This window comes from Bacillus sp. 1A (genome assembly GCF_052682215.1).
In genome coordinates this window covers 4429345-4454538 of sequence record NZ_JBQYLZ010000001.1, presented here as the reverse complement: position 1 = coordinate 4454538, position 25194 = coordinate 4429345, and the positions used below count along the sequence as shown (strand labels likewise).

36 protein-coding genes are annotated in these 25194 nt (G+C 35.0%); 28 read left to right on the top strand and 8 right to left on the bottom strand.

Translation table 11 applies throughout. The annotated features are described in order from the left end of the window. Position 1: 1 nt before the first annotated feature. Both ACUN0F_RS22820 and ACUN0F_RS22815 read right to left on the bottom strand, forming a co-directional pair. On the bottom strand, positions 2-472 hold the full coding sequence (locus ACUN0F_RS22820; RefSeq protein WP_000838839.1) for a hypothetical protein: 471 nt from the start codon (positions 470-472) through the stop codon (positions 2-4). A 185-nt stretch (positions 473-657) separates the two neighbouring features. Beyond that, positions 658-1029, bottom strand: coding sequence for a helix-turn-helix domain-containing protein (locus ACUN0F_RS22815; RefSeq protein ID WP_086398566.1), 372 nt, complete (start codon positions 1027-1029; stop codon positions 658-660). A 160-nt stretch (positions 1030-1189) separates the two neighbouring features. Here ACUN0F_RS22815 and ACUN0F_RS22810 point away from each other — a divergent pair, with 160 nt between their 5' ends. The 9 genes from ACUN0F_RS22810 (at position 1190) to ACUN0F_RS22770 (ending at position 5080) form a co-directional block, all read left to right on the top strand. Beyond that, positions 1190-1405 (top strand): helix-turn-helix domain-containing protein, encoded by a 216-nt coding sequence (locus ACUN0F_RS22810; RefSeq protein WP_002135955.1) that lies wholly within the window; start codon positions 1190-1192, stop codon positions 1403-1405. 55 nt (positions 1406-1460) lie between these two features. Beyond that, complete coding sequence (locus ACUN0F_RS22805; protein ID WP_098264250.1) at positions 1461-1760, top strand: helix-turn-helix domain-containing protein; 300 nt, start codon at positions 1461-1463, stop codon at positions 1758-1760. A 67-nt stretch (positions 1761-1827) separates the two neighbouring features. Next, on the top strand, positions 1828-2343 hold the full coding sequence (locus ACUN0F_RS22800) for a helix-turn-helix domain-containing protein (protein WP_002135957.1): 516 nt from the start codon (positions 1828-1830) through the stop codon (positions 2341-2343). A gap of 30 nt (positions 2344-2373) precedes the next feature. Next, positions 2374-2595 carry a hypothetical protein gene (locus tag ACUN0F_RS22795; protein WP_000151152.1) on the top strand — a complete coding sequence of 74 codons (222 nt, stop codon included), beginning with the start codon at positions 2374-2376 and terminating at the stop codon, positions 2593-2595. 178 nt (positions 2596-2773) lie between these two features. Continuing rightward, positions 2774-3058, top strand: a complete 285-nt coding sequence (locus ACUN0F_RS22790) for a hypothetical protein (protein WP_445540216.1) — start codon at positions 2774-2776, stop codon at positions 3056-3058. Positions 3059-3175: 117 nt separating this feature from the next. Then, positions 3176-4153, top strand: coding sequence for a DnaD domain-containing protein (locus ACUN0F_RS22785; RefSeq protein ID WP_445540215.1), 978 nt, complete (start codon positions 3176-3178; stop codon positions 4151-4153). A 10-nt stretch (positions 4154-4163) separates the two neighbouring features. After that, positions 4164-4526 carry a cell division protein SepF gene (locus ACUN0F_RS22780; RefSeq protein WP_445540214.1) on the top strand — a complete coding sequence of 121 codons (363 nt, stop codon included), beginning with the start codon at positions 4164-4166 and terminating at the stop codon, positions 4524-4526. 71 nt (positions 4527-4597) lie between these two features. Then, the gene (locus ACUN0F_RS22775) at positions 4598-4789 is read left to right on the top strand and encodes a DUF3954 domain-containing protein (protein WP_000511367.1); all 192 of its coding nucleotides are present in this window, start codon (positions 4598-4600) and stop codon (positions 4787-4789) included. 36 nt (positions 4790-4825) lie between these two features. Continuing rightward, positions 4826-5080 (top strand): hypothetical protein, encoded by a 255-nt coding sequence (locus ACUN0F_RS22770; protein ID WP_445540213.1) that lies wholly within the window; start codon positions 4826-4828, stop codon positions 5078-5080. A gap of 496 nt (positions 5081-5576) precedes the next feature. On the opposite strand, the gene ACUN0F_RS22765 is transcribed toward ACUN0F_RS22770, so the two are convergent. Beyond that, a complete protein-coding gene (locus ACUN0F_RS22765; protein ID WP_445540212.1) occupies positions 5577-6329 on the bottom strand; it encodes an exosporium leader peptide-containing protein in 753 nt (250 codons plus the stop codon). A 131-nt stretch (positions 6330-6460) separates the two neighbouring features. Here ACUN0F_RS22765 and ACUN0F_RS22760 point away from each other — a divergent pair, with 131 nt between their 5' ends. The 3 genes from ACUN0F_RS22760 to ACUN0F_RS22750 are packed head-to-tail and all read left to right on the top strand — an operon-like array spanning position 6461 to position 7844. Then, a complete protein-coding gene (locus tag ACUN0F_RS22760) occupies positions 6461-6958 on the top strand; it encodes a hypothetical protein (protein ID WP_445540211.1) in 498 nt (165 codons plus the stop codon). A gap of 1 nt (position 6959) precedes the next feature. Then, positions 6960-7388, top strand: a complete 429-nt coding sequence (locus tag ACUN0F_RS22755; protein WP_445540210.1) for a hypothetical protein — start codon at positions 6960-6962, stop codon at positions 7386-7388. Between the two features lie 33 nt (positions 7389-7421). Beyond that, positions 7422-7844 carry a hypothetical protein gene (locus ACUN0F_RS22750; protein ID WP_445540209.1) on the top strand — a complete coding sequence of 141 codons (423 nt, stop codon included), beginning with the start codon at positions 7422-7424 and terminating at the stop codon, positions 7842-7844. A gap of 93 nt (positions 7845-7937) precedes the next feature. Here the strand turns inward: ACUN0F_RS22750 and ACUN0F_RS22745 are convergent, their stop codons facing one another. The 3 genes from ACUN0F_RS22745 to ACUN0F_RS22735 all read right to left on the bottom strand — a co-directional run bounded on the left by ACUN0F_RS22745 (position 7938) and on the right by ACUN0F_RS22735 (position 10163). Further along, positions 7938-8402 (bottom strand): exosporium protein D, encoded by a 465-nt coding sequence (locus ACUN0F_RS22745; RefSeq protein WP_445540208.1) that lies wholly within the window; start codon positions 8400-8402, stop codon positions 7938-7940. A 296-nt stretch (positions 8403-8698) separates the two neighbouring features. Then, positions 8699-9418, bottom strand: coding sequence for an exosporium leader peptide-containing protein (locus ACUN0F_RS22740; RefSeq protein WP_445540207.1), 720 nt, complete (start codon positions 9416-9418; stop codon positions 8699-8701). A gap of 280 nt (positions 9419-9698) precedes the next feature. Beyond that, positions 9699-10163 (bottom strand): hypothetical protein, encoded by a 465-nt coding sequence (locus tag ACUN0F_RS22735; RefSeq protein WP_109140198.1) that lies wholly within the window; start codon positions 10161-10163, stop codon positions 9699-9701. Positions 10164-11427: 1264 nt separating this feature from the next. On the opposite strand from ACUN0F_RS22735, the gene ACUN0F_RS22730 reads away from it, so the two are divergent. Then, complete coding sequence (locus ACUN0F_RS22730; RefSeq protein ID WP_445540206.1) at positions 11428-11850, top strand: YopX family protein; 423 nt, start codon at positions 11428-11430, stop codon at positions 11848-11850. Between the two features lie 87 nt (positions 11851-11937). Here the strand turns inward: ACUN0F_RS22730 and ACUN0F_RS22725 are convergent, their stop codons facing one another. Beyond that, complete coding sequence (locus tag ACUN0F_RS22725; RefSeq protein WP_445540205.1) at positions 11938-12225, bottom strand: hypothetical protein; 288 nt, start codon at positions 12223-12225, stop codon at positions 11938-11940. A 1650-nt stretch (positions 12226-13875) separates the two neighbouring features. On the opposite strand from ACUN0F_RS22725, the gene ACUN0F_RS22720 reads away from it, so the two are divergent. The 4 genes from ACUN0F_RS22720 (at position 13876) to ACUN0F_RS22705 (ending at position 15336) form a co-directional block, all read left to right on the top strand. After that, positions 13876-13998: a DUF3983 domain-containing protein gene (locus ACUN0F_RS22720; protein WP_445540204.1), complete on the top strand. Its 123-nt coding sequence runs from the start codon at positions 13876-13878 to the stop codon at positions 13996-13998. A 115-nt stretch (positions 13999-14113) separates the two neighbouring features. Beyond that, positions 14114-14284, top strand: a complete 171-nt coding sequence (locus ACUN0F_RS22715) for a hypothetical protein (RefSeq protein ID WP_002135978.1) — start codon at positions 14114-14116, stop codon at positions 14282-14284. Between the two features lie 27 nt (positions 14285-14311). Further along, positions 14312-14794 carry an ArpU family phage packaging/lysis transcriptional regulator gene (locus tag ACUN0F_RS22710; RefSeq protein ID WP_445540203.1) on the top strand — a complete coding sequence of 161 codons (483 nt, stop codon included), beginning with the start codon at positions 14312-14314 and terminating at the stop codon, positions 14792-14794. Then, positions 14794-15336, top strand: a complete 543-nt coding sequence (locus ACUN0F_RS22705; protein ID WP_001012146.1) for a site-specific integrase — start codon at positions 14794-14796, stop codon at positions 15334-15336. Before ACUN0F_RS22710 ends, ACUN0F_RS22705 begins: the two co-directional genes overlap by 1 nt. Before the next feature lie 418 nt (positions 15337-15754). Here ACUN0F_RS22705 and ACUN0F_RS22700 read toward each other — a convergent pair whose 3' ends face one another. After that, the gene (locus ACUN0F_RS22700) at positions 15755-15925 is read right to left on the bottom strand and encodes a gamma-type small acid-soluble spore protein (protein ID WP_243707048.1); all 171 of its coding nucleotides are present in this window, start codon (positions 15923-15925) and stop codon (positions 15755-15757) included. A 202-nt stretch (positions 15926-16127) separates the two neighbouring features. Between ACUN0F_RS22700 and ACUN0F_RS22695 the strand changes: the two genes are divergently transcribed. The 11 genes from ACUN0F_RS22695 (at position 16128) to ACUN0F_RS22645 (ending at position 25094) form a co-directional block, all read left to right on the top strand. After that, on the top strand, positions 16128-16580 hold the full coding sequence (locus ACUN0F_RS22695) for a hypothetical protein (RefSeq protein ID WP_088609068.1): 453 nt from the start codon (positions 16128-16130) through the stop codon (positions 16578-16580). Between the two features lie 305 nt (positions 16581-16885). Beyond that, positions 16886-17104, top strand: coding sequence for a hypothetical protein (locus tag ACUN0F_RS22690; protein ID WP_000930974.1), 219 nt, complete (start codon positions 16886-16888; stop codon positions 17102-17104). A 371-nt stretch (positions 17105-17475) separates the two neighbouring features. Beyond that, positions 17476-17628, top strand: a complete 153-nt coding sequence (locus ACUN0F_RS22685) for a hypothetical protein (RefSeq protein WP_165915417.1) — start codon at positions 17476-17478, stop codon at positions 17626-17628. A gap of 219 nt (positions 17629-17847) precedes the next feature. After that, positions 17848-18042 (top strand): hypothetical protein, encoded by a 195-nt coding sequence (locus tag ACUN0F_RS22680; protein ID WP_088609069.1) that lies wholly within the window; start codon positions 17848-17850, stop codon positions 18040-18042. A gap of 568 nt (positions 18043-18610) precedes the next feature. Then, positions 18611-19153, top strand: a complete 543-nt coding sequence (locus ACUN0F_RS22675; RefSeq protein ID WP_131933061.1) for a site-specific integrase — start codon at positions 18611-18613, stop codon at positions 19151-19153. 179 nt (positions 19154-19332) lie between these two features. Beyond that, on the top strand, positions 19333-19512 hold the full coding sequence (locus ACUN0F_RS22670; protein ID WP_131933062.1) for a hypothetical protein: 180 nt from the start codon (positions 19333-19335) through the stop codon (positions 19510-19512). A gap of 21 nt (positions 19513-19533) precedes the next feature. After that, entirely contained in the window at positions 19534-20382 is an 849-nt protein-coding gene (gene terS / locus ACUN0F_RS22665; protein ID WP_131933063.1) for a phage terminase small subunit, read from the top strand. Beyond that, entirely contained in the window at positions 20375-21781 is a 1407-nt protein-coding gene (locus tag ACUN0F_RS22660; protein WP_445540202.1) for a DEAD/DEAH box helicase family protein, read from the top strand. Before terS ends, ACUN0F_RS22660 begins: the two co-directional genes overlap by 8 nt. A 295-nt stretch (positions 21782-22076) precedes the next feature. Then, positions 22077-22817 (top strand): type I methionyl aminopeptidase, encoded by a 741-nt coding sequence (map, locus tag ACUN0F_RS22655; protein WP_131933065.1) that lies wholly within the window; start codon positions 22077-22079, stop codon positions 22815-22817. Between the two features lie 166 nt (positions 22818-22983). Then, positions 22984-24462 carry a phage portal protein gene (locus tag ACUN0F_RS22650; protein ID WP_131933066.1) on the top strand — a complete coding sequence of 493 codons (1479 nt, stop codon included), beginning with the start codon at positions 22984-22986 and terminating at the stop codon, positions 24460-24462. 113 nt (positions 24463-24575) lie between these two features. Beyond that, entirely contained in the window at positions 24576-25094 is a 519-nt protein-coding gene (locus tag ACUN0F_RS22645; RefSeq protein WP_131933067.1) for a phage head morphogenesis protein, read from the top strand. The last annotated feature ends 100 nt before the right edge of the window (positions 25095-25194 follow it).

Genomic DNA, 25194 nt, shown 5'->3' with positions numbered 1-25194 from the left:
TTCAATCCTCCTTTATTTTAGTGTTTGGAAGGGTATAATTAATGTAATGACTAGCTTTATCAATAGAGGTACTACTACTATGTGAAATTAGTTTTGAAATTGTATCTTGAAGTTCTACTATTGCTACATTAAAAGCATCAGCTTGACTTAGGAAATTACTGACTGCTTCTCGAATAATATCATCTGTAATAATCTTTTTATCATATTTCTTTAGTAAATCAATAATTTCATATGTAAGTGCAGCTGTAATAAATTTATAATATTCCTGAAGAGTTTGTTCACTTGTTTTGTAAAATTTAATATCGAAATTTTCATTATTTCCAATCTGTTTCATAAAGTCTTTCAATCTTTGTTTATACAATAAATTATTATTATCCTCTATAATCTCATTTTCTAATGTGTTTTTTTCTACAGAAGATTCATTTTTAATTTCTACTGGCTTTTCCTTAGATTCTGCTGGTAAACTTTTCATTGTTAAAGATAACCCCCTAAATATATTTGGAATAGATTTGCTTAATAAAGGTTTAAAAAATAGTGATAGTATATTTTGAGATTGATAGTTGGCATTATAAAATTTAACATTTACTGTATTATTCTTGTATAGGAATAATATGGCGTTATTTAAGTAGGAAAAACAGCCTCTAAAGGCTGTTTTTCCTACTTTTTATCTCCAGATTTACGTTTTATTTCATTTTGCATAATGAACTCCCAAAAGCGTTTTAATTCTTCACGCTTTTCAGGACTAGCATCTTTAATATCTTTAAACCAAAGACCTAATTCAGCGTCATCAAGAATGTTTTTAAAATCAGGGTTGGTATAATTTATATTATCCGTTCTGCCATGTAAATAATCTGTTGTTACATCAAAATAATCAGCTATTAGTTTTATTGTTTCAGGCTCAGGATTTCTTTCACCACGTTCGTATCTTGATAGTTGAGTATTTGTTAATCCTAATGCATCAGATAACCTTTTTTGAGAAAGATTATTCAATTCTCTTAAGTACCTGATTCGATCACCAAGGATATTCATAAATTTCATCCTTCCTAGTAAAACTTAGTATTATTTTACCATATTGGGGATATGCATATCATTTAAATTGCCGATATGGTGATTTTTTTGGTTGACTTTGCCGAAATGGCGATTTATTATTGAGGTAGAAGTTGCCAAAATGGAGAAAAGGAGGATTAAAATGGTTGCAATTAGAAGGGTTAATTTAAAAAAGATAAAGGATTTGCGAAAAGAACAACAGATTACTCTTGAGGAAATGTCTAAAATATTAGGATATGATAGTCCGAATGGATATCATTATATCGAAAAAGGAAGAAGTAAATTTTCCGCCGAGGCACTTGCGCAGGTTGCAGATGTTTTAAAGGTAAGAATAGACTCTCTTTTTTTTGAAAAATAAATCGCCAAAATGGCGAATTCAATATTTTAGTAATAAGAAAAATAGGGGGATATAAATGATTAACTTCGATATCGAATCATTTCGTCAAATCATCCGAGAAGAAGTACAAAGAGCAACAGAACATCTTCAGCCAATGAAAGAATTACCACCATTTTTAACTATTACAGAATTAATGGAACTATTACATATTAAACGTACCAAAGCATCTGAGTTATTAAACCGTTCTGATTTTCCAGTATGCCGTGAAGCAGGAGTTCTTATTCCTACACATCTTCTTTTTAAGTGGATGGAAAATCATACTGACTGGGTAGAAAATAATACTGAGTATTACAATCCATTTAAAGAATCCGTCTAATAATAAATTACCATAGTAAGGTGTCACAAATAAATATTGCTTTAGGTACGAATGGGGGAAGTAAACGATGTCCATAGGAAAAGAAGTTGCTATGGCACGAAAACGAAAGGGAATCACCCAAGAACAACTCTCCTTAGAAATCCCCGTGAGTCGTGAGTCACTAGCAAAATATGAAACTGAACAACGACGGTTACCAGAAGATTTACGAAAATGTATTACTGAAGGAATTGATGATCCACAGTTGTTTTTTAAAATGTGGAGTGAAGCAACAGGGCATGCAAGTATCCCGTTCTTCAATGGAGAGGATATAGACCTTCATCCTACAAGTATGAGATACATGGTTTATCAAGAGACAAATGAAGCTTTGGAACAACTCGATACGGTATGTTGGTTTAAACCTTCACAAACTTGGTCCGAAAGTGAGAAAGAGGATTTGAAAAAAGTAATGCATGAAATCTTGGATGCTACAGGTTCGATGATGAGCCTCGTAGCGGTCCTCTGTGATCAATATGGTATTTCAATGAAAGAAGTCTTTAAGTACTGGAAAGTATCATTACGAGCTAGGAAGTATATAAAAGCTTAATTTAATTATTTTATTGGGGAGGTTTAAGTTATGACAATTGATTATGCAAGTCCAACTTTAAATCAATATAAAACGCTAATTCGTAAGGAAGCAAATTTATATGGTGATATTCGAATTGCAGCAGTTTGTGGGGACTATATGAAAGCTAGGGATTTAAAACAAGAGAAGAAATTAATGGAGATAAGAATTCGAATTATAGAAGCAGCATTTGTTTTGAAAAACAAAAAGAAAAAAGGAAAGGCCACCGCGTAGCCTGCGATAGCCAATCATGACAGTAGATAAATTATAGCATATAACAATTTAGTGCGACAAGCTGTTGTGCTTGTCGTTATGACCAGAAAGATTTGTTAACTCTAACCGCTTAATATACATTACATTCTGTTCATAACGATGCGTACAGTATCAAATTACTAGAAATGAGGAATAAGTCATGAAATCAGAATGTAATCGTCTGTTCGACTTAGTTCTACCAGGTGATTTTGCTTTTGCAAATGAATTACATAATTGCATGGTTACATGTCTTTATAATCTGTTCAATGCTGAATCGTTGGATGAAGCAAATCGTTGGGAGATGGAATTAAATCGATGTACACAGGAGTTTAAAAGTCTACGCAATGCAAAAGAGGAACATGAAATATCTAAGAGTTATCGTGTAGTTATTAAAAGGTTTCAAGAAAGGGGGATTAACGCATCAGTAGTTAGTCGAAGAAAATAAAAAATCTATCACTTGGCAGAGTGATAGATTTTAGACTCTTATAGAGAGTCTTTCTAAAAATTGAATTGGATTAAGTATATCAAAGTAAATCAAGTAAAACAATGGAGGATGAATAATATGGCAGTTTATAGACCTGTTCAAGTTTCATATTGGCAAGATGCTTTCGTTTTAGATCTTACACCGGAGGAGAAATACTTCTACTTATACTTAATGACTAATAGCAAAACTTCTCAGAGTGGTATCTATGAGCTTCCACTACGAGTGATAGAAATGGATACAGGATATAACCGTGAAACGGTTGAGAAGCTGCTAGAGCGGTTTGCTGATTACGGGAAAATTCATTACAACAAAAAGACGAAAGAAATTGTGTTGATTAATTGGCTTAAATTCAATGCTATTACAAATATGAATATTGAAAAGTGTGTGTTAAAAGAAATCCAAAATATTAAGTGTGAAGATTTTTTAATTGATTTTTATGAGACATGTTTAGATTTAGAACAGCAGCAAGATTTTAAAATTCCTCGTATTAAGGAATACTTCCAAGCTCGTTTTGAGTGGCTTATAAGGGGCTTCGAAGACCCTACGAAGGAAAAAGAAGAAACAAAAACAGAAACAAAAGAAAAAGAAGAAACAAAAACAAAAGAAGAAGCAGCAAGCTGCTCAAGAGATAAAAAAGTTGCAGAAGAAAATCCAATAGCATTTTATGAGCAAAACTTTGGAGTTCTTAAACCATTTGTGGCTGAAGGGATTGATGCGTGGATTGAAGATTTGAATGCACAGCTTGTTATCAAAGCAATGAAAATAGCTTTAGAAAAGAATGCACCTAATATGTCTTATGTACAAGGTATTTTAAGAGATTGGCATGCTAAGGGGTATAAGAGTATTACTGATGTTGAGGCTGCGCAAACTCAATTCCGTAAGAAATACCAGTCTCGTGGTGGGAGAAGTAATACTAGAAAAGAAATCGTCCCTGATTGGTTACATACACAAGATACAGAAGTGCAATCTCAGCCTGTAAAGCACGATGAAATGGATTTAGAGGGTGAACGTAAACGTTTAGAACAAGTGTTATCTAAATATAAAAAAGAGGCTTAGGAGGATTGTAATGCCAAAGCAGTTAACAATATTTGATGTTGAGCCTGTAGTAGCATTCGATATTGAGAAAGCACACATTCATCGATTAAATTCTAAAGTTCGTTTTACGGATGTAGTTGTTCAAGTACCAAAGCAAGTAAGAGCTACTGATGAATTAAAACCAACAACAGCGCCAAATGATCAGTATGAATTATTTGAGGAATATACAATTGGAATTTGGAGATTTAAGCGAGTGGAAGATAAGCAGTTCGATTGGGAAGAAGCGGAGGAGCTTTGCAAGTCTGCGAGAGATAATAAAGAGCCGATTTCAATACGACTTTATTTATCATTAGAACAATCATTTATTCCTGATAATGTTGTGGAATATCTATAACAAAATAAAAAAGTCGAGATTGCTCCCGACTTGCTTCGACAAAATAATCATAACATACGGGAGTGGTCCTAATGGGAATTATTAAAGAAAATCTTGTAGAAATGACAGCTGAAATAGATTTGAAAATAAACGGAATATATGTTGTTAAAAATGGTCAGGTCCAACTAATAGAACCACCCCAAGGTGGATTTGGTGAACAATCATTTGTATATCAAAGTGGAAAAGTAATTCGTATGGAAGAACGAAAAACACAGTTACTTTAATCAAATTTGAATTTTATAAGAAATGGGGAATGAGAAATGGCTATTGAAGCACATAGATGTAACGTTAAAGGGTGTAATGGTCTTGTAGTTTTCGAAAATGCTGATTTTGATTTGCGAAATCCAGACACAATTAAAGGAGTTTATGCACTTGATGATCCTTCTTGTAACGTTTGTGGAAAAGAATTTTTAGTAGTTCCTAGCTATTCTGTCATCGATTTTGATAAAGAAACAGGAGACTTTGAAGAAATTGAAGCGGCTTGTATTACTGAATGGCAGAATCAAAAATTTTAACCAAAGCGTTATTATATGAAAAACCCCTAGTTTTCTAGGGGATGGAAAAATAGGATTGCTTTATTCTGAATCACTTAAAGTGTGAAGCTTAACCTCATATCTTTTATATTCCGGACAGAAAGGGGCAGGTATAATTGCTGTCTAGGTAGTCTGATTTAAAAGATTACTACGACTAATTACTTTATCAGGAGAAGAAAAAAATATTATTTCCGCTCTCAACATTGGAGGAACTATTATATTTATAGGTTCTCTTGTAATAATAATCATCTCCTATATTTCGTATTTTCAAGAGCATATGCTATTAAAAAGTATTTATTTCTTCTATTGGTGTTGTTTTAACAAATTGAGAAATTTTATAAAAACGCTACTTTAGTTAAAAAAGAGGTGTCTCGGGAATTATTCAAGTACAAACAATAGAGTTCATAACAATTAGGCTGTTAAGTTTTTATCAACAACCTAAAAGTGAAAGTAGGTCCTTTCCGCTAAATGTATTGTTTTATGGACCAACCCTTTTTAATATCAAGTAGGCAGAATTAGAGAAAGTACCATCTTCGGCAGTTACTAGGGTGTCCGGTGTGGAACCAACATTTCGAAGTGTAATATTAGCACCTGCTGGGAAACTTCGTATACCTTGCACTGAAAGCATCTGGACTTGACCAGTTACCTGGATAGATCCGTAAATTGCAGTGAGAAAATCATTAGTCCCATTAACATTTAGTGTATATACGGATTCTGACGGACCTAATATTGCTACTCCATATGCGTATTCATAATCACCTGCTGGACCAATTGTTATTGTGCTGGGGGATGTAAATATAGCATTATTCGCTGCACCTATGCCAAAAACAGGAGTGAATTCAACATCACTAAGCGATTCAACTGTTTGTCCAAAGAAAGCTGCAACACTTATATATGAGTTCGAAATAATTCCAGTAGGTCCGGTAGGTCCGGTAGATCCAGTAGGTCCGGTAGGTCCGGTAGATCCGGTAGGTCCGGTAGGTCCGGTAGATCCGGTAGGTCCGGTAGATCCGGTAGATCCGGTAGGTCCGGTAGATCCGGTAGATCCGGTAGGTCCAGTAGGTCCGGTAGATCCGGTAGGTCCAGTAGGTCCGGTAGATCCGGTAGATCCGGTAGGGAATTGAAATGGTGGGATAGGTGGTAAGGTAGGTCCAACTAAATTTGGATTTATTGCAGCAGAAGATATGGATTCGTTAGAGATAAAATCTTTATGGGATTCTTCATTAAACATATTTTCACCTCCGAAAAGTCGTATTTACTAATAGTAAATGCGGGAGTAGAGCAAAGTGAAATGGACAAGCGAGGAATTAGACAATTTAATTTAAACAAAAGCGTTATTTTAATCGAAAAGGGGAATGAGAAATGGAAATTTCAAAGTACAAAATACCATCTGTTAACGGTGAAGGTTGGGGAGTTTTCTTATTCGATGATACAGGAATATTCACGGCGATTACGGATTTCGGCAACTTCTCATATTGGTTTGAAACATGGAATGGCGAGAGTATGAAAGATTTTTTGAGTAGTAGACGTCCTGATCAAATTCTATGCAAGGTAGCAAGTGAAAACGTAATTGATATTAAGGAAACGTTTAAATACATTAAAGAAGAATTGATAAGTCAACGTAGATCGGAATACTTCACGAAAGAAGAGGCACGCGAGCAATGGAAACTTATCGAAAAGTTGAAAGAAGACATTCACGTTTACTCTGAAGATACAGCATTTACTCTGTTTTACGAGGAAACGAAGATTCAATTTTACGATGGTTTTCTAAGGTTTAAATATCCTAATGCAGCAGTTAGGTTTTGCAATGAAACATTCGTTAGATTACAAGAGAAAATCAGATTGGAAATGGAGAATTAGAATGTATACAAAAATAGTTAAATATGAAAATAACAGAATTAGAGTTTGGGATAAAGAGTATGAGAGTTTTGAAGTTCTAAAAAAAATAAAACCTACGGATAACGATTTTTTTGAGAATATCTTAAAAATAGACGGTAAATTGTACAAGCCTTGCAGCGCGTACGGTGAATATATAGCAGTTGATGAAATTAAAATTAATGAAAATCCGGAAATAATAGTAAGGTCAGAAAACGAATTGCAATGTCCATACTGCGACGGTACAGACCAGGATTTAGCAGAATTAGAAGGCGATAAAGGGGAAACGGAATGTATTCATTGCGGATCAATATTGAAATATGTATGCAATGCAGTGATGAATACATTTGACGAATGCGAAGATGTTATCTGTTATACGCAATTAATTAAAAATAATGAGCCTATCGAACTTTAACAAAATAGTTGTCTTGTAGAAAGGGGAATGAAAATGAAACCGCAATTCGAAATGATAAAGAATGAACACGGTGGGGTAGAAATGACTTATACAACGAGTGGAGGTAAGCAATCTTCTACTTACTTCCCTGGTCCTCCAGAAGATATAGATCATGTTTGCCTGGACTACATGAAAGGACGCTTTGCAAATGTTAGAACGTTGAAGCAAGTAGATTTTATAAAGCGCAAATATAAAGAAGCTTATCAAACAGTATTCGGTGCTATGGACGGATTAAAAGTAGGCGACAAGGTAGTGATGCACACTTGCTTAGAAGCGAAGCGTTATGAGGGGAAAGTTTGGACTTGTAGAACAGATCAATTTAAAGCAAGTAGTGGTTCGCAAGTGGTGTTTTTAGAAGGATTTAGTGGTTACTTCTCAGTTAAATATTTACAGCGTATAAGCTTGTTAGAAAACTAAACAAAATAGTTATTTTAATAAAAAACGGGGAAATGAGGGGAGTGAAAGGAAAAGAACCCTTTATATAAAGGGTTCTTCTGGTGATTTAATCTATTAATTACATTCGTGGTAATATTCATCACATGAATCGTTATTATCGTTACAGCAGATACAAAATGTTTTTTGAACAAATAAACTAACTGCACTATTAGGACCTTCCTGCTTTGTAAGAGTAAGACTTTGAAAATCTTCAACTTGAAATATTTTTGTTTGAACGGGTAGTAATGTAGTAGTAATTGGTATGCTAGATCTTCTTGTTAGAATAGTTACTTGAACGGGTGCACTCATACCGACAACGAATAACTGAATTAATGTTTTATTGTGATTGTTGGTGAAATCTTCAAATACTGTTTGTGGAGTGGTATTTAGGAGGTCAATAGATATAGGTATATTTCCATTTAAATTTTCTCCTGAACCACTAATTGTATGAGTCTCAACAAAACAGTTATTTTTTTGGTGGTCCGAATGCGATTGGTTTTTATAATACTTTTTACCATCTTTATAAAAGTAATCAGCCATATGAATTTAAAGCTCCCTTCTTTTAGATGTCTATATAGTCTATTTAATAAAGAGAAGAAGTGCTTGTACAAAATAATAAAATCCACTCTCGTAAATAATTAAAAAAGCTATTTAATATGTAAATGTAAGAGCACTTGGGGAAGTGCTCTGTAAAGAATATTCATTCTAAAAAGAAAAGAATATAAAATATTTTATGAATTTATTTTTGATTTTTTGTGTATTCTTTGTATAAAAATTTCATTGGAAACTGAAAACTAGATGCCATAATAGCACCTAGTTTTAAAGTTGTACTTGTACTAGTTTAATTTGATAATGTTTAATTCTAAAGCATTTATTCCATTATCGCATGTACGAATGTCTGTTTCGTCTAAAAAGCTATTATTTATAAGTTGAAGTGTTGAGTTGGCTGGGACTGATAAAATAGTGTCCCCAATGAGTTGAGCGCAATCTACATCCTCTGGATCTAGTATTGAAAGACCGAAAGTAGCTTTGAAATTTGGAATCAGACTGTTATTTAATAGTATAGAAATGGTAGGCGAATAAGGGAATGAAAGGGCTACAGTCAAGTTAATTGAGGAAATGAAAGAAATTCGATAATCCCCAGCTTGTGTGATATTAATTGTGGTTGGATTTAACAGGGAAATTCCCCCTACCATAGGGTCAGCCTGATTAAAAGAAAAAGGGGATTCGAAAGGGACTGTAATGAATTCCGTTTGCCAAAAAGTTCCGTAAGCTACTGATAGTGATCCAGTCGGCCCAGTCGGCCCAGTCGGTCCAGTCGGCCCAGTCGGCCCAGTCGGCCCAGTCGGCCCAGTCGGCCCAGTCGGCCCAGTCGGCCCAGTCGGTCCAGTCGGCCCAGTCAGTCCAGTCGGCCCAGTCGGTCCAGTCGGCCCAGTCAGTCCAGTCGGCCCAGTCGGCCCAGTCGGTCCAGTTGGTAGTGTGAATGGTGGAACAGGTGGTAAAGTAGGTCCAACTAAATTAGGATTTATTGCAGCAGAAGATAAAAACTCGTCCATTATATTTTCACCTCTGAATAGTTAGTATTACTAATAGTAAATGCAGGGATAGAGAAAAGCGAAATGGACAAGTGAGGAATTAGACAATGGAATTTTCATAAAAGCGTTATTTTATTATAGGAAAATAGGTGACTCAGCAAGTGTGCCAGCCGAGTCACCCAGTACTATCGATCCAAATAATGTTCTTTTTCTATATGTATTTATGTTGAGTTCCTAGAGGCTAGCTCAAAAACCACAGTTAAAGGACAAAGAAAATCATTTTAGAGAGTATTAGATTTTATTATGTTAATGCTACAACAGCAAGAGTTAAGCCCAACGTATTTAATGTATTAGAATATGGTCCTACATTAACAGTAAGAGTACTTGTTATACCTGAAGGTGTAGTGAAAATTGCGGGTGCTGATACAGAAGTGAATCCTGCAGTATATCCTAGAGAAGTACCTGAGCCAATGATTGGATTATTATTCAGATACATAGTGATACCTGCCGAATTACCTCCTGGTTGAATAATAACTTGCACTTCATAGATTGCCAAATAGGTTCTTCCACCTTCAAGTAAAACAGTTGTTGGTGGTGTGAATGAGATTGCGGTTCCATTAGAATTTACCACGGTATCTAGTGGGATCGCAGAATTTACAGAAACTATTGTTGGGGTAGTTTGAACAACATTTAAACTGTTAGCCGTGGGTGATGGACAAGTGCAAGGCTTGTGAATTTTAGAGTTGTTATCATTTTGGTAATTCACAAATAATCAAACTCCTTTGCGTAAGATAATTTTTTTATCCTATATAAAACGTAGCTCTTTTGTGTATCTATGTTATTTTTAATAAGTTTGTAAAATTTAGCCGAATAGTGTTGTTCAGTCAAATCTTAAAAGTATTTGATACTCTAGGGATTTCAAAGTGCATCCGTTAAAAATATATATGAATGTTTTATCAAGGACATTACTGTAAGTTAGGAAACGTAATAAAATAACCCGCTATTTAAAACGGGTTATTCCCACAAGGTGTGCAAGGAATTCAAGGTAACTGGACCAGAGAAACCTGTGAAATTCTTTTTGATAATAATGTATGCAAAGGAATCAATAAGGTTGATGAAATTCAAACAGAATTCTTATTTAATAAAAAAATCGCGTACAAAAAATGTACACGATTATCTAAAAACTTTGTCTTGCATGCTCGTTGCATTCTACGTTTATTGTATGTAAAACGTGATACATTGCAATACATTAAAAGAGCACTTTTGACAGTGTTCTCTGACCAAAACTAATATGGAAAAAGGATACCCAAGATATTATATGTATGTTTTTTAGATAGGTGCAGTTTTAAAACAAAATCTTTCTTTTACACAACAAAGCAGCTAGTTAACAAAACTAACTGCTTGTTGTACAAAAGAAACGCTGCGCTTACAGAAATAGTTTGTAACTTTAAGTTACAAAAAATAGTATGAACAGGGTTGAAAACGTTATGCAGAAATGAAAAAAATAAAATAAAAAAGAGCACCATGCATAAGTGCTCTTTAAGATAGGAGGTAACACTTTGAGCTGGACGGTTAGGTTAAAAGTATATGTTGTAGAAAAGGAATAAGACCTAAAACTTATTTTTAACTCAATACAAAAGAGCAGTTAGCAAAAGCTAACTGCATTGAGAAATTTACACCCATGAATTTAAGGAGTACAGAATCTCATGGTTGAGTATAGTATGGGCCAAAATTCTAGGTTTATGTAACAAAAATAAAAAAGAGCGCTTTGTAAGGCGCTCTATGACCAAGATTCATATAGAAAAAAGGTAAACATGATATTGTATGTATGTTTTTTATGGCTGTGCAATTTTTAAACAAAATCGTTATTTGAAAGTAAATAAAAAAAGAGCACACATATAAGTGTGCTCCTAGACTAAAAGGTTTGAACTTATGGACTGGAGTGCCCCATACAATAATATATGCTTGTCTGATTTAAGGGTGCAAAGTTTTTTATAAAAACGCTATTTTATTAGAAAAGGAGAATAAAAATGAGAGAAATTAAGTTTCGTGCGTGGGATAAAGAAAAACAATTTATGTTCACTCCTACCCAAGTTGAAATAACACAAGGTGAAAATTTCGCTAAATGGGATAGATGGCGTCCTATGGCATGGCGAGATGAGTTGCCCGAAGAAGGTGCAGGTGGTATCGGTCGAGCATTAGGTGATGAATGCGAATTAATGCAATACACAGGTTTGAAAGATAAGAACGGTAAGGAGATTTATGAAGGGGATATTATCAAGTCGGAGGATGGCATTGTAAGCACAATTGTTTATGATGAGGCATCATTCAAAAGTGTTTGGACCCATAATGATCACTTAGTGAATTGTATTTTAGACAACTTATTCATAAGAACGCTGAATCCTGTTGTTGTTGGAAATATTTACGAAAATCCAGAGTTAATTAAAAACTAAACAAAAACTTCATTTTGTAGAAATTCTCCGTACTCAAAAGAGCACCACTATATAGTGCTCTTCAAATTAAAGGCTTTATTAATAACTTTAATACGGCGTAGGAAGTTGAGTCCCTGGCGGTCTCCACCAAGACTCAACGGTTTTCCAAGCGGCATTATAATTGTAACCTCTTCCCATCAAGTATCCTAAGGCAACAGCTTCTGTTAATGCATGTTGATAGCCAAGGTGCTGGGCTTCTCGTAACCCATGACTAACAGCTGGAGTTATTATAGTAAGAGTTTGTTGTTGAAGGTTATGTGATTGTGGATATAAGGCTTGCTGAGGCTCTCGATAATAATCAATAGGGGTAAAAGATTGTTGATTGTTGATGTCCATATTAACACTCCTCTCTTTTGATTAAAATAATTATCAATTATGGATTTTAGATACTTAATAATTTATGCGGGTATGGGTTGTTTGAGGAATGGGCAATAAACATGTGTTTTTAATCTTCTAAAATAAATTTATTAGAAGGTAAGTTATAGGATATAGCTATATTAAAATGAATTGGCTAAAAGAAGAAGACAAGAGGCGACATAATTGCTATAACACTTGGTGAGGATTGGTATAAAAATTTCATTTTATAGGAAAGGAAAAAGAGCACCATGTGTAGATGCTCTTTGACCAAGAATTTCAGGAGAAAGTATGAGGTGTGAATTCACCCTTTATAAGATATGCATAAAATACTTTTCTTGTGTCGTGAATATAAAAAAGAGCACCCTTATAGGGCGCTCATACGATAGGAGGTAACTTTTTGAGCTGAATTCTGAGGTTAAATTTATATGTTTTAGAAAGGAAAAATAGAATGAAATTTTATTATTAGTTCAATATAAAAGAGCAGCTAGCAAAAGCTAACTGCTCAGCCCTCGGAGAAAGGAGAAAAGAAAATTACAGAGGTCACTGTGAATTCAAGCTGTATCAGCCCATTTATAGTATTGGACAGAATTTAGAATTTTATTCGGACAAACTTAAAAAAGCAGCTAGCAAAAGCTAACTGCTCTCACAAGCACTCCTAAAAGGAACTACTTTGGGGAAAAAGTAGGTTGTACTTAGTGTTACCGGAATATTGGATTTTATTCAAGGAAATGAAAAATTGAATTACTTAATAAAGTCTAGGTAAATAGCAGTTGCAACTATTCCGATTAAAAGAGAAAACCCAATTAAGAAGAAAATCATTTTTAATATCTTAAACGTTAATTTCAATTTTATATGCTCCTATTTAAATAACCGCTACAAAAGAGCAGCTAGCAAAAGCTAACTGCTCTCCGAAAAAAACGTTAAGAAGGAAGTTCAGAACTCAAGTGTATTTATAGTATGGACAAGGTTTATGGATTTATTCAAGGGGGGATGGATAATGTGTACTTATTGGGAAAACGCAGTTATAGAATTCTTTAGGAAGCAAGAGCAGGAACGAAATAAAAGAGCAGCTAGCAAAAGCTAACTGCTCGCCTCTCGACCAAGAGAGCTAGAGTGGGAAGAATTTAAAACCACCTTTTAAATTCTTCCATAGTATCGGGAAATATTTAGAATTTTATTCGTGTAAAACATAAAAAGAGCAGCTAGCAAAAGCTAACTGCTCAGTCTTAAATAAGATTTAACTGGTTACAGCACATTAAAGATGGGTTATCTATAGTATGGATGGAATATTGAGTTTTATTCAAGGGGATAGAAGGTCTTTTGCAAAAGAAAAGGCTAGGATTTCTCCTAGCCAGTCATAGGGTATTCGTGCATAGACGAATTTACGTATATTATAACGTAATAACTAGCTGTATGAGATGTTAATGTAGTTAAGTTTTTTACAAGATAATTACATTTATTAACTAAAGTTTAAGTTAGATTTAAACAAAATAATCCTTTTGTGGGAAAAGGAATTTATAAAATAGGTACAATTCACGTTTAGATTATTTTTGAATGTAATAGGTAGCAAAAGGAGTAAAACGCTCCAAAATGGAAATGTGAGACGTTTGCATGAAAGGGATGAGAGGAATGGCAAATGCAAAGAAAAAGAAAATAAGAAAAGCTATCGCTCGTCGTGCGATATCCGTTGATAAATACCATGTTAACAAAGCTTGGAGAAACATCTTTGTGCAGGCTGGTATTATCAAATAAATGAAAATAGAATACAGTCCGGCTAGAAAACTAGAGGACACCAATTCATTAAAGCAGCAATTAAAGCTGTTTTAAGAATAGGTGTCCTTTTTATTTTGGAAAGGGAGATGGGGAAATGAAGGTGCTAAAGGATCAGTTACGTGAGTGGAAAAAGCAATCAAAACAAGTGAAAAAGAAAAACAAGAAAAAACAAAAAGAGAAATTAAGCACTCGTGAAATTGAAGATTTAATGGGAATTCGTGGACCGCGTTATGAACGTAGACGTGGAGCATTAAGACAAAAGTAATTTAAAAATAAAAAGGAGTGGTCTTACATGACTAAACAATTATCTTTCTTACCAAAAATAGATAGAGCAGCAACACAGGAGGAATTAGAAGGTGTGTTGGAAAGCGTACGTATACATAGACAATTTGGGATGATGCGTAAAGAAATGAAAGTCACTCCTTCTTATGAAGTACGTGAGCATGGTCCTACACATACAGTTGGAAAACCATTAGAAGATGTTGCTATAGCAAATATTCAACAAAGTAAACGAGAAGAGTGGCTTGAGAGAATGTCATTACGTATTAATCAGTTTCTAACTCGATTAGGAAACGGACGTGCAGGAAGTATTCAAAGGGATATTATTTATAAACGTTATTTAGAAGAAGAGGACGTATGTGATTACATGGTTTATAACGAAATAGGGATGTCAGAGCGCACTTATCGACGTTGGAAGTCTAAAGCGTTTTATAAACTTGCTTTTGCACTTGGATTAGAAGTTTACGAGACAGAAGAAACGGGAGGTAATGAATAATGAATTTTGTTCAACCGATACGTGATCCAGAGCAAATACAGCAGTTAAAAGATTATTTTAAGGAAAAGAGCTTACGTAATTACATTCTCTTCATCATGGGAATTAATACAGGCTTGAGAATCTCAGATATTTTGAAATTGAAGGTAGGGGATGTCAAAGGTAGTCATATATCTATGAGAGAAAAGAAAACAGGGAAACAAAAACGAATACAAATTACTGCAGCATTGAAAAGAGAACTTAAATGGTTTATTGAAGAAAGAGAAGACAATGAGTATTTATTACAAAGTAGACAAGGTAGAAATCGTCCAATCGGTCGTAGCATGGCATATAAAATATTAAGCGGAGCAGCGGCAGAGTTCGGGTTAGATGAAATAGGGACACATACGTTAAGAAAAACATATGGGTATCACATGTACATGCAAACGAAAAACATAGCATTACTCATGGAGATATTCAATCACTCGTCAGAGAAGGTCACGTTACGTTATATAGGTGTAAACCAAGATGCAATGGATAAAGCAATGACTAGGTTTAAAATCTAATCATTGCTTATTTCTTTTTAAATCTAGGGATATCGCAGCATTTTTGAAAACCCCTATGCTACGAGCATGCGAAATTTTATACAGTTTTTCGGCTAATCCAATAACAAACAAGACCCCTAAAACCGCGCCAAGATAGGAATATATATAAATGCATAGATCCATAGAACAAAAAAAGAAGGTTCCTTGGTGAGAGTACGGTTTCCCTTTTTCATTGCTACCGATAATAGGACGTTATGTTAACTAAAATTGTATACCATATACAGCTTAAAAATAGAAAAGACTACCTTTTCCCAGTTAAAAGAAGTAGTCTTTTTCTATTACGTAATTGGGTTTCATGAATGATGCCTTATCGCGTCTGGGATAGTTTGCTCAAAGGATATTTCCCATGATTATGGAAAATATCCTTTGTTTGTTAACTTTATTGTTGGCTAGACTGTTGGTTCTTTTTAGCTTCTGCTTGAGCGTTTTGTTGTTTTACTGCTTGTACATCTGTTTCACTAGCAAATTCCGTTCCAAATTTGTTAGATGCAGATGCAGATGCAGCGTTTGTTCCTACAGAAGTTTTGTTTGGTTGTTTGTTATTATTCATTACAATCACCTCCATAAAAATTAATGTTCCCAATAAGATCGTAATTATCCAAAAAAGCTTTTAACGAATATACGATTGCTAATAGTAGGACGTTATGTCAACTTTAAATAAATATGATATACAGCCTACTTGTCATGAATGATTTAGTCATAATTAAAATTCTGTAAAGGCAAAATAACCTAAAAAGCCTTTGGAGGAACTTATGAGACAATTTATCGTGATATTAGTAATGTGTATGACCATTGTTTTAAGCCCTTATCAAGCACATGCATCTGCATCTCTACCATGTAGTGTTATACTAAATCCACTCAATAAAGCAGACAAAAATGCCAAAGGGGTTGCTTTGGTCTATAAGGTGAAATTAACAGAGAGTTTTCCACGAACAAACATAAGCATTCTAGGTGTACACCTACCTGACCCAAACACTCTGGGTAATTATGATACATACGAAGGTTTTGCCTTCATTCCAGAGAAAATTAGTTGGCGATTCAAACTCTATCCTTCTGAAGAAGATGGTGGTCCTACTTGGGTGGGGAGAATTGACATTATTACAGCAGAAATGAAAGGGGTACAGATTCAAGTACGCCCATCTAATTCTAAGACCGAGAAATTAGGATTACCTGTTTTAACAAACAGTATCAAATCCTGTAAATGAAGAGAAATCCATACAACTTCTAATAACGATAATTATGTAAATAAGCTGTCCACATGGGCAGTTCATTTTATTTTTCCGCATAGCGTAGGTTATTTTGAAAAATGCTGGTCGTATCCCTATACAGTTACTCATAAATTTCGTACTGTGTAACTCAAAAGAGAAAGTTAAATGAAATCACTGATAGCAAGGGATTCAGTGATAGACTCAGTTACACACAATATAAGATATGGGTAAGTGGCAGTATCAAGGTATCAAATGGTGTATATACATAAATATAAAATGTAAGGGGGAGGTAATTGTGATTCATGTTAAATGAAGAACTATTAGAAGTAATAATTAGATACAAAAGGAATACTGGAAGAAATCCTGATGTGTTAAAGCTGAATCCAACTTATTTTAGAAATATTCTAGAAGAATTGAATTATCCACAGTGGATTATAAAAAAGAAAATGACAGAAATGAAAAAAAGTATATTCGGTGTATCAGTGGAATTAACAGATGCAGTGGAAAAATTTGAACTATGAAAAAGTTGGCAGAGTCGTGACCGCTTTTTGGCAGGAAATGTGCCGGTTATTTTGGAATTAACGTGTTATATTTGTATTGTGGGAAGTGGCGGGAAACACAACTCATTATGTTGTTTTTAAAATTCTAAACGGTTCGTAATGATGGCACATAAAATCCGAAACCAGCAGATGGTAGTGATTGAATGATACCGTTATTAGGGAGAGCTTTTGCTCTTCTTCCGGCTACTTAATAATGTTGGTGCAGATTAGTGCAGCATCATTAGGTAGCTGGAAGAAGGATAAAACTTCATTTACCGTAGTTAAAGTGCAAATTAATACTTAATGAAAAAAGCATCCATTCGGGTGCTTTTTATTTTGGAGGAGGATGAATAATGGATTTAACATTAGATGGATTAGAGCGGTGTTTTAATGAAGCTGTAAATGAAGGTGCAGAGTATGTAGCTCCAGGTATTCGTATTGTTGGATTTGTATATGGCTATTCGTTCTCAGGGATTCAACATGAGTTAGGATTATTAGCGGAATAATGATTAAACCAATAGCAATTATCGTAGGCGCTGCCGTGATCTGGGTGGCGTCTTGTTTGTTGTTAAGGGATGATAAGTGGTGAAATAGACTTGCAATTTGAAGATTAAATACGAATATTATTATTCTAAAATGCAAAATATAGACTAGTAAACAAGCTGTTTTTGTTTTTTAGCATAGAATATGATGAATCCTAGAGTTGAGAGGAGGTAATCATATTTATGGGATGTAATTGTAATTTCAGACATTGCAGAGATTGTAATAGATTTTGGGATGATTTAATGTTTTGTAGACGCAGACATAGAGATTGTGATGACCGTCGTTGTAGACGTGACCGTGACTGCGATTGTGATGAATGCCGTCGCAGACGTAATCATGATCGTGACTGTGATAGCGATAATCGTCGAGATTGGTAAAGTCCTTTGAATGAGTGCGTTTCTTCACAGCACTCTTTTTTTGTTTATGGGTTTTCTAAATTTATACTTATTAAATACGAAGAATGTAGTTGTAATTCGATTTAAGGTCTAACAAAATAAACAAACACAACGAACGAGAATAAACAAGGCTCAAATGAGCCCTGCTAGGTGGAGATATAGAACTAATAATCCAATAGTGCTAATTAATTCTGGGAAGATGCAAAGTTTTAATTTAAATCCGTTTGGTGTTTTGATTTTTAGTTTCATAATTTTTCGCCCTCTCGTTTTTTGCCTTACAATTCTATATACGAGTTGAAGAAGCATTCTCCACAAATGGATAAAAATAATGGTAGTTAACAAAACAAACTCAACTCAACCCATATAATGGAAAATATTGAAAATGCTATTTAATGTAACACATCATATATTTTGTTACATTAGATTTAAGAAGAAAAATGCTGCTATATCAACGTTTTTGTCTATTTGTAAAAATAACTACCATATTTTATGTAACATATCGTATAATAAAGATGCATCTAATGTAACATAATGTATGGAGGGGTAAGGAATGAAGTTTGTGCAACCAATTCGAGATAAGAAAAAATTAGAAGAAGTGAAAGAGGTTTTACGTCGCCAATCTTATCGTGATTTGTTTTTATTTGAAATGGGAATCAATACAGGTCTAAGAATTAGTGACTTATTAAAGTTACATGTAAATGATGTGAAAGAAAGAACTCACATTGTTATTAAAGAACAGAAGACCGGAAAAGAGAAACGTTTCATTATCAATACAGCGTTAAGAGAAAAAATAAATGAGTATGTAAGTGGAATGAACGAAACAGATTGCTTATTTGCTTCTAAGAAGACAGGAAAACCGATCACAAGAATTCAAGCTTATCGAATTATGAACGCTGCTGCTGAAAAAGTAGGGCTTGATGAAATTGGAACGCATACTCTTAGAAAAACTTTTGGATATCATTATTATCAGAAGACAAAAGATGTAGTAATGCTACAAACAATCTTTAATCATTCTGCTCCATCGATCACATTACGGTATATAGGAATCCAACAAGATGAGATGGATAAATCATTAGAAGATTTCAGTTTATAAATAAAAAACAGTAAAAGTAGCGAATCCGCTGCTTTTTTATTTTGTATAGAAAAAAGGAACCCCTAAGGATTCCTTTTTCTTATTCCGATCTATCTTGAGCGCATCTAAGATAATGTTATTTCACATCTTAATATTAGGAATTACAATAATTAATTAGGGTTTACCGTGAGGTGGTGTAAATGGAAGAAGAAACTTTAAACGTTCCTACATGCTCTGTTTGTAATGAGCCTTGCATGTGGACATTAAAAATGCCATTAACTATTACTCATTTTGATAAAACATATATCCGTGAAGCAAATACGGATAATTCTCATATATGCATTGAGTGTTTAGAGAAGGAAGTGCAAGAAATTGGATAAGGGGGCAGGTGTTATGTAATTATGGCCAGACAACGAAGTCCAGACCGTAACAAAGCTTATGAAATATTTAAAGAACATAATGGTGATATTACTAATCGTAAAATTGCCGAATTGTTGTCTACATCCGAAAAAACTGTAAGTGAAAAAACGGTTGGTGGATGGAAATCTAAAGATGGATGGATAGACAAATTAAATGGAGTACTCCATAAAAATGAACGGAGTACTCCAAAGAAAGATGCGGAGTACTCCAAAAAGAAACCAGGAGCACCCAAAGGTAATAAGAATGCTATAAACAATCGTGGTGGAGCTAAAAAGGGCAATAAAAACGCCGTCGGTAATTCCGGGGGTTCTGCTCCGCTACGTAATGGTAATGCTGCTACTCATGGTTTATATAGAAAGTACTTACCGCAAGAAATATTTGATTTAAAGGAAGAATTAATAGAAGCAATTAATAATGATCCTTTAGCAATTATATGGGAAAGTATTATGCTGCAGTATACTCAAATCATTCATGCTCAACGTATTATGTTCGTTAGAGACAACGAAGACATGACAAAGGAACTACGGAAAAATAAACTTACCGAAAGTGGTTATGAGGAAGAGTGGGAAATTCAATTTGCTTGGGATAAACAAGCTAGTTTCTTAAATGCTCAATCGAAAGCAATGTCAACGTTAGTAACTCTTATTGAAAAATACGATAGGTTAGCTAATACAGAGGAACAAAAACTACGCATTGAGAAACTCAAGAAAGAAATCGCTGCTATTAAAATCGATGGTGATACTAATCAGAATTCAGAAGACTGGAAAGAATCACTTATGAAGATAGCAGAACGCAGACGAAAGCAAAGGGAAGCTGAAGCTAATGAGTAATACAGCTTTTAATGAATTTATGGAGATCATTGATGTTTATTGGGATGATCCAGTCGCGTTTGCTGAAGATATGCTCGGTTTTTATCCTGATGAATGGCAGAGCAAAGTTCTTATGGATTTGGCACAAAGTCCAAAAGTTTCGGTTCGTTCTGGTCAAGGCGTTGGTAAAACAGGTCTTGAGTCAGTTGTTGTTATTTGGTTCCTTTGCTGTAGGCCGAATCCAAAAGTTATTTGTACAGCTCCTACAAAAGAACAGTTATTTACTGTACTTTGGGCCGAAATAGCTAAATGGTTAGAAGGAAGTGCAGTTAAAAATCTTCTTAAATGGACTAAAACACGAGTATACATGATTGGTAGCGAGGAACGTTGGTTTGCTACTGCTAGAACAGCAACTAAGCCGGAGAATATGCAAGGTTTTCACGAAGACTATATGTTATTTGTATGTGATGAAGCTTCTGGTATAGCAGATCCTATTATGGAAGCCATACTCGGTACTTTATCTGGTGCAGAAAATAAATTGTTTTTATGCGGAAACCCAACAAAAACAAGCGGTGTATTTTATGATTCTCATAATTGTGACAGAGATTTATATAAAATACATAAAGTTTCTAGCTTAGATAGCCTTCGAACCAGTAAAGATAATATAGAAGTATTGAAAAAGAAATATGGTGAGGGTTCAGATGTTTGGCGTGTACGTGTACTTGGCGAATTTCCTAAGGCAGAAGCAGACGCCTTTATTCCATTAGAAATTGCAGAGCAAGGAGCATCTAGTAAAGTAGAGCCAACTGGTGAAACACTTGACTTAGGTGTTGACGTTGCCCGATTTGGTGATGATGAAACTGTAATTGCTCCAAGGATTGGAAATAAAGTCTTCAAATTATTAACTCATTATAAACAAGATACAATGCAAACTGCTGGTCATGTATTGAAATTAGCTAAAGAATACATGGTGAAGTACAAGCAGCTAAGAAGGGTTGATATAAAAGTCGATGATAGTGGTGTTGGTGGTGGCGTTACAGACAGATTGAGAGAAGTTATTAAATCTGAACGATTACCATTCAAAGTATATCCAGTTGTAAATAACGGAAAGCCGCTTGATGATGAACATTATGATAATGCAGGGACAGAAGGTTGGGCTATTGTTAGAGATTTACTTGAAGAAAATATAAAAGCCTTTATACAAGGTGAAGAATCTACAATGGAGATTCCAAACGATGAGAAAATGATTTCTCAATTTTCTAGCCGTAAATACAGAATAACAAGTAGAGGTAAGATTGCATTAGAACGAAAAGAGGAAATGAAAAAACGCGGATTGCAATCGCCCGATAGAGCAGATGCAGTAGTTCTAGCCTTCTATAAACCAAAAGTAGTTATGGGTGGAAAGATTAAAAGAGTGTAGTCGAACATTAATTGTTCGGCTATTTCTTTTGCTCTCTATTAATAGGGGTAGCGTCAGGAAAATGCGTATTTACAACGCTAAGCCCATTTTCAAGACGATTCCTCTGTTTTTAACAACGTTAAATTTATGAAATTACAAATGTATCCAGAGCCTCATTTTATAGAAAGCTATCGGAAAAGAACAAATAGTGTTTTCTTCCTCCATTAAAGGGCCAGATTGTTGAAGAAAACCCCGTTCCTGCTAGAAACTAAATGGTATACTAATCATAAAATACTTTAAAAAGGGAGGATATACAATGGTTGCAAAGACTGAAGAGGATTTTAATGGATTAAAAGTAATTGGTGAAATTTGTGGTGCGATTCGAGATGAATTAGTCCATAGTACGAAACCTGGAATTACCACAAAAGAACTCGATGAAATTGCGAGAGAGATGTTTGAAAAAGCAGGAGCTCAATCTGCCCCAAAAAGTGAATACGATTTTCCTGGATATACGTGCATTAGCATAAATGAAGAAGTAGCGCATGGGATTCCGGGGAGACGGATCATTCAAGAAGGGGACATTGTAAATATTGATGTTTCAGGTTCAAAAAACGGATATTTTGCAGATACCGGAATTTCCTTTGTAGTAGGGGAAGGAGAGACAATTTTACAGAAAATATGTGACGTTGCTAAAGAAGCATTCGATGCTGGACTTAAGAAGGCAAAGCCAGGTTCGAAAAAAAGCGCGCTCGGAAAAGCTGCACACAATGTAGCAAAACAGCATGGCTTAACAGTCATAAAAAATCTTACTGGACACGGTGTTGGACGTTCGATTCATGAAGAACCAAAACACATTTTCAATTACTTCTCTCACTGGGATGACGAAATTTTAAAGGATGGTATGGTAATTGCCTTTGAGCCTATGATCTCTACATTTGAAGAGGAAGTTTTCCAATCCGAAGATGGATGGACCTGCCTAACCGATGAAAGCTTTGTGGCTCAATACGAACATACGATTATCCTTACCAAGGAAGGACCGATTATTACTACATTGTAAGAGCACTAATACCACAATAGGGCGCTTTAATGGAGCAATGAAAAGCCTAATTTTTCATTTTTATGCTGAGAAATTAGGCTTTTTAATATTGAAATTTCCTTAACGTTGTAAATCCGCATTTTCCTGACGCTACCCTTAATAGAAGAAAGGAGGACATACAAACGATATGAGCAACAAGAAAACCATAAAGAATGTAAAAGTATTTGGTATTAATAAAGCAGCAGATGATCCAAAGAATAGGGAAGACAACAGCAAGCAAATGGCGGTTGATCCATTCGCTCAATCATACAGTGATAAAGGATTAATTAAACCTCCTTATGAAATGGCAGTGCTATTGGATATAAAGGAAAGTAATCCTATTCATTCTGCTTGTATTAGCGCAAAAGTCGATGATATTGCTGGTGTTGGTTTTGACTTTGCCCCTTTTGAAGAAGTAAAAGAAGCAGCGAGCCAGGAGCAGTATAAAAGATTAAAAGAATTCATGCGTAATTGTAATCCAGAAATGACGTGCGCAGAAATCATTAGAGCCGTATGGGATGATTATGAGACAGTTGGCTGGGGAATTATTGAAGTTGTTCGTAATAACAAAGGTGAACCGTCTGAACTATACCACATTCCAGCACATACGGTTCGTGCTCATAAAGATAAAGTTCGCTTTGCTCAAATCGTAAGTAACAAAGAACGATGGTTTAAAAAGTTCGGTTATCCTGATGAGTTTCGTCTTGCTGATGGTAAGAGATTAAATGCAGAGGATATTGCAGAAGATGGAACAGAAAAAGCCGGAGAAGTAATTGTTATTCGTAAATTCGGTTCTCGTTCTTCTTATTATGGGATACCTAATTACGTTAGTTCTATCGGCTCGATAGTTGGTTCTCAAGCAGTAAGAGATTACAATATTAACTTCTTTACTGGTAAGACTATTCCGGACGCTCTGTTATTTATAGAGGGAATCGATGAAATAGATGAGGGAACGGAAAATGAATTAAAAGCATTCTTCTCTGCAGAAACAAAGGGTGAACATCATAAGTTAGCTGTAGTTCCCGTTCCACCAGGAGCAAAAGCGAGATTGGAAAAAGTCAGCCCTGATGTAAAAGAAGGAAGTTTCCGTTTGTATAAGCAGGATAGCGCAATGGAGATATGTGTGGCCCATCGTGTACCGCCTTATCGTATTGGTTGGGCTATGACAGGTTCATTAGGGCAAACAACTGCTAAAGAAATGAATGAGATGTACAAGCGTTCTATCATAGAACCTGGACAAGAAATCTTAGAGCATCGATTAAATAATCAATTGTTCCGTGTATTTGCTGAAATACTAGGCGGTTTAGATTGGCATTTCAAATTAAATGAAATCGATACGGATGATCGTGAAGCAGATTTGAAGTATGCAAAAGACAGTTATGAAGGTGGAATATTAAAACTGAATGAGTCCCGTAAAGTAGTAGGTTATGAACCTGTACCAGGAGGGGATAAATTCTTTGATGGTACAACCGAACCTGCTCCACCGGAACCAATTGCAAAAGCTACAGATGATAAGCAGGAGAACATAATTACTATTAATGCATTTAGGGAAAAGCATGAAGAAGTAGAGAAAGCTATGCAAAAGAAGGTAGCTAATTTTTTTCCGAGCAGGGAAAACGGCTCTTAAACCTGCTTCCCGTAATTCGTATTAATAAAGCAGATGAAGAGATTGATCTTGTAATTGCAGAAGCAGAAGTTGATGAATTTCTGGATAATGTTGATTGGGATGAGGAACGACAAATGTTTGTCGATGAAGTCACTGCTACGCTACAGGATGATGTAACAGAATTTGTACAGAGTACTATTGCATCAAACGGTTTAACCTGGATGGTATTAGATCCAATTGGTGACGTTGCTGCAAAATGGGTTGCTGCTTATGCATTTGAATTAGCAAAAGGAATCCATGAAACCACTAAAGATAGATTAAGAGAAACAATGTTAAAGAATCTTCGTGAAGGAACGGGTGTCGATGCATTAAGTGTTTCTATTGCAGATGTAATGTCAGAAGCAAGCAACTACAGAGCGATGATGATTGCACGTACAGAAACAACATATGCAATGAATTACGGCAATTTAATCGCTTATAAGGGCGCAAATAGAAGTAAGAAAACATGGCTTACAGGAAACGATGAGCGTGTTTGTAAAGAATGTGGCGGTTTACATGGTGAAACGGTAGATATTGATGATCTATTTAGTAATGGAAAGATGTGTCCACCAGCTCATCCTCATTGTCGCTGCACTATGATTTCAGAAGAGTAATAAAATACACCTATTTGATTGGGGTTTCATCGTCAAAACGCATAGCAGCTTTAAATTGGCTGCTATGCGTTTTGACAGTGGAACCCCAATATTTATAGGG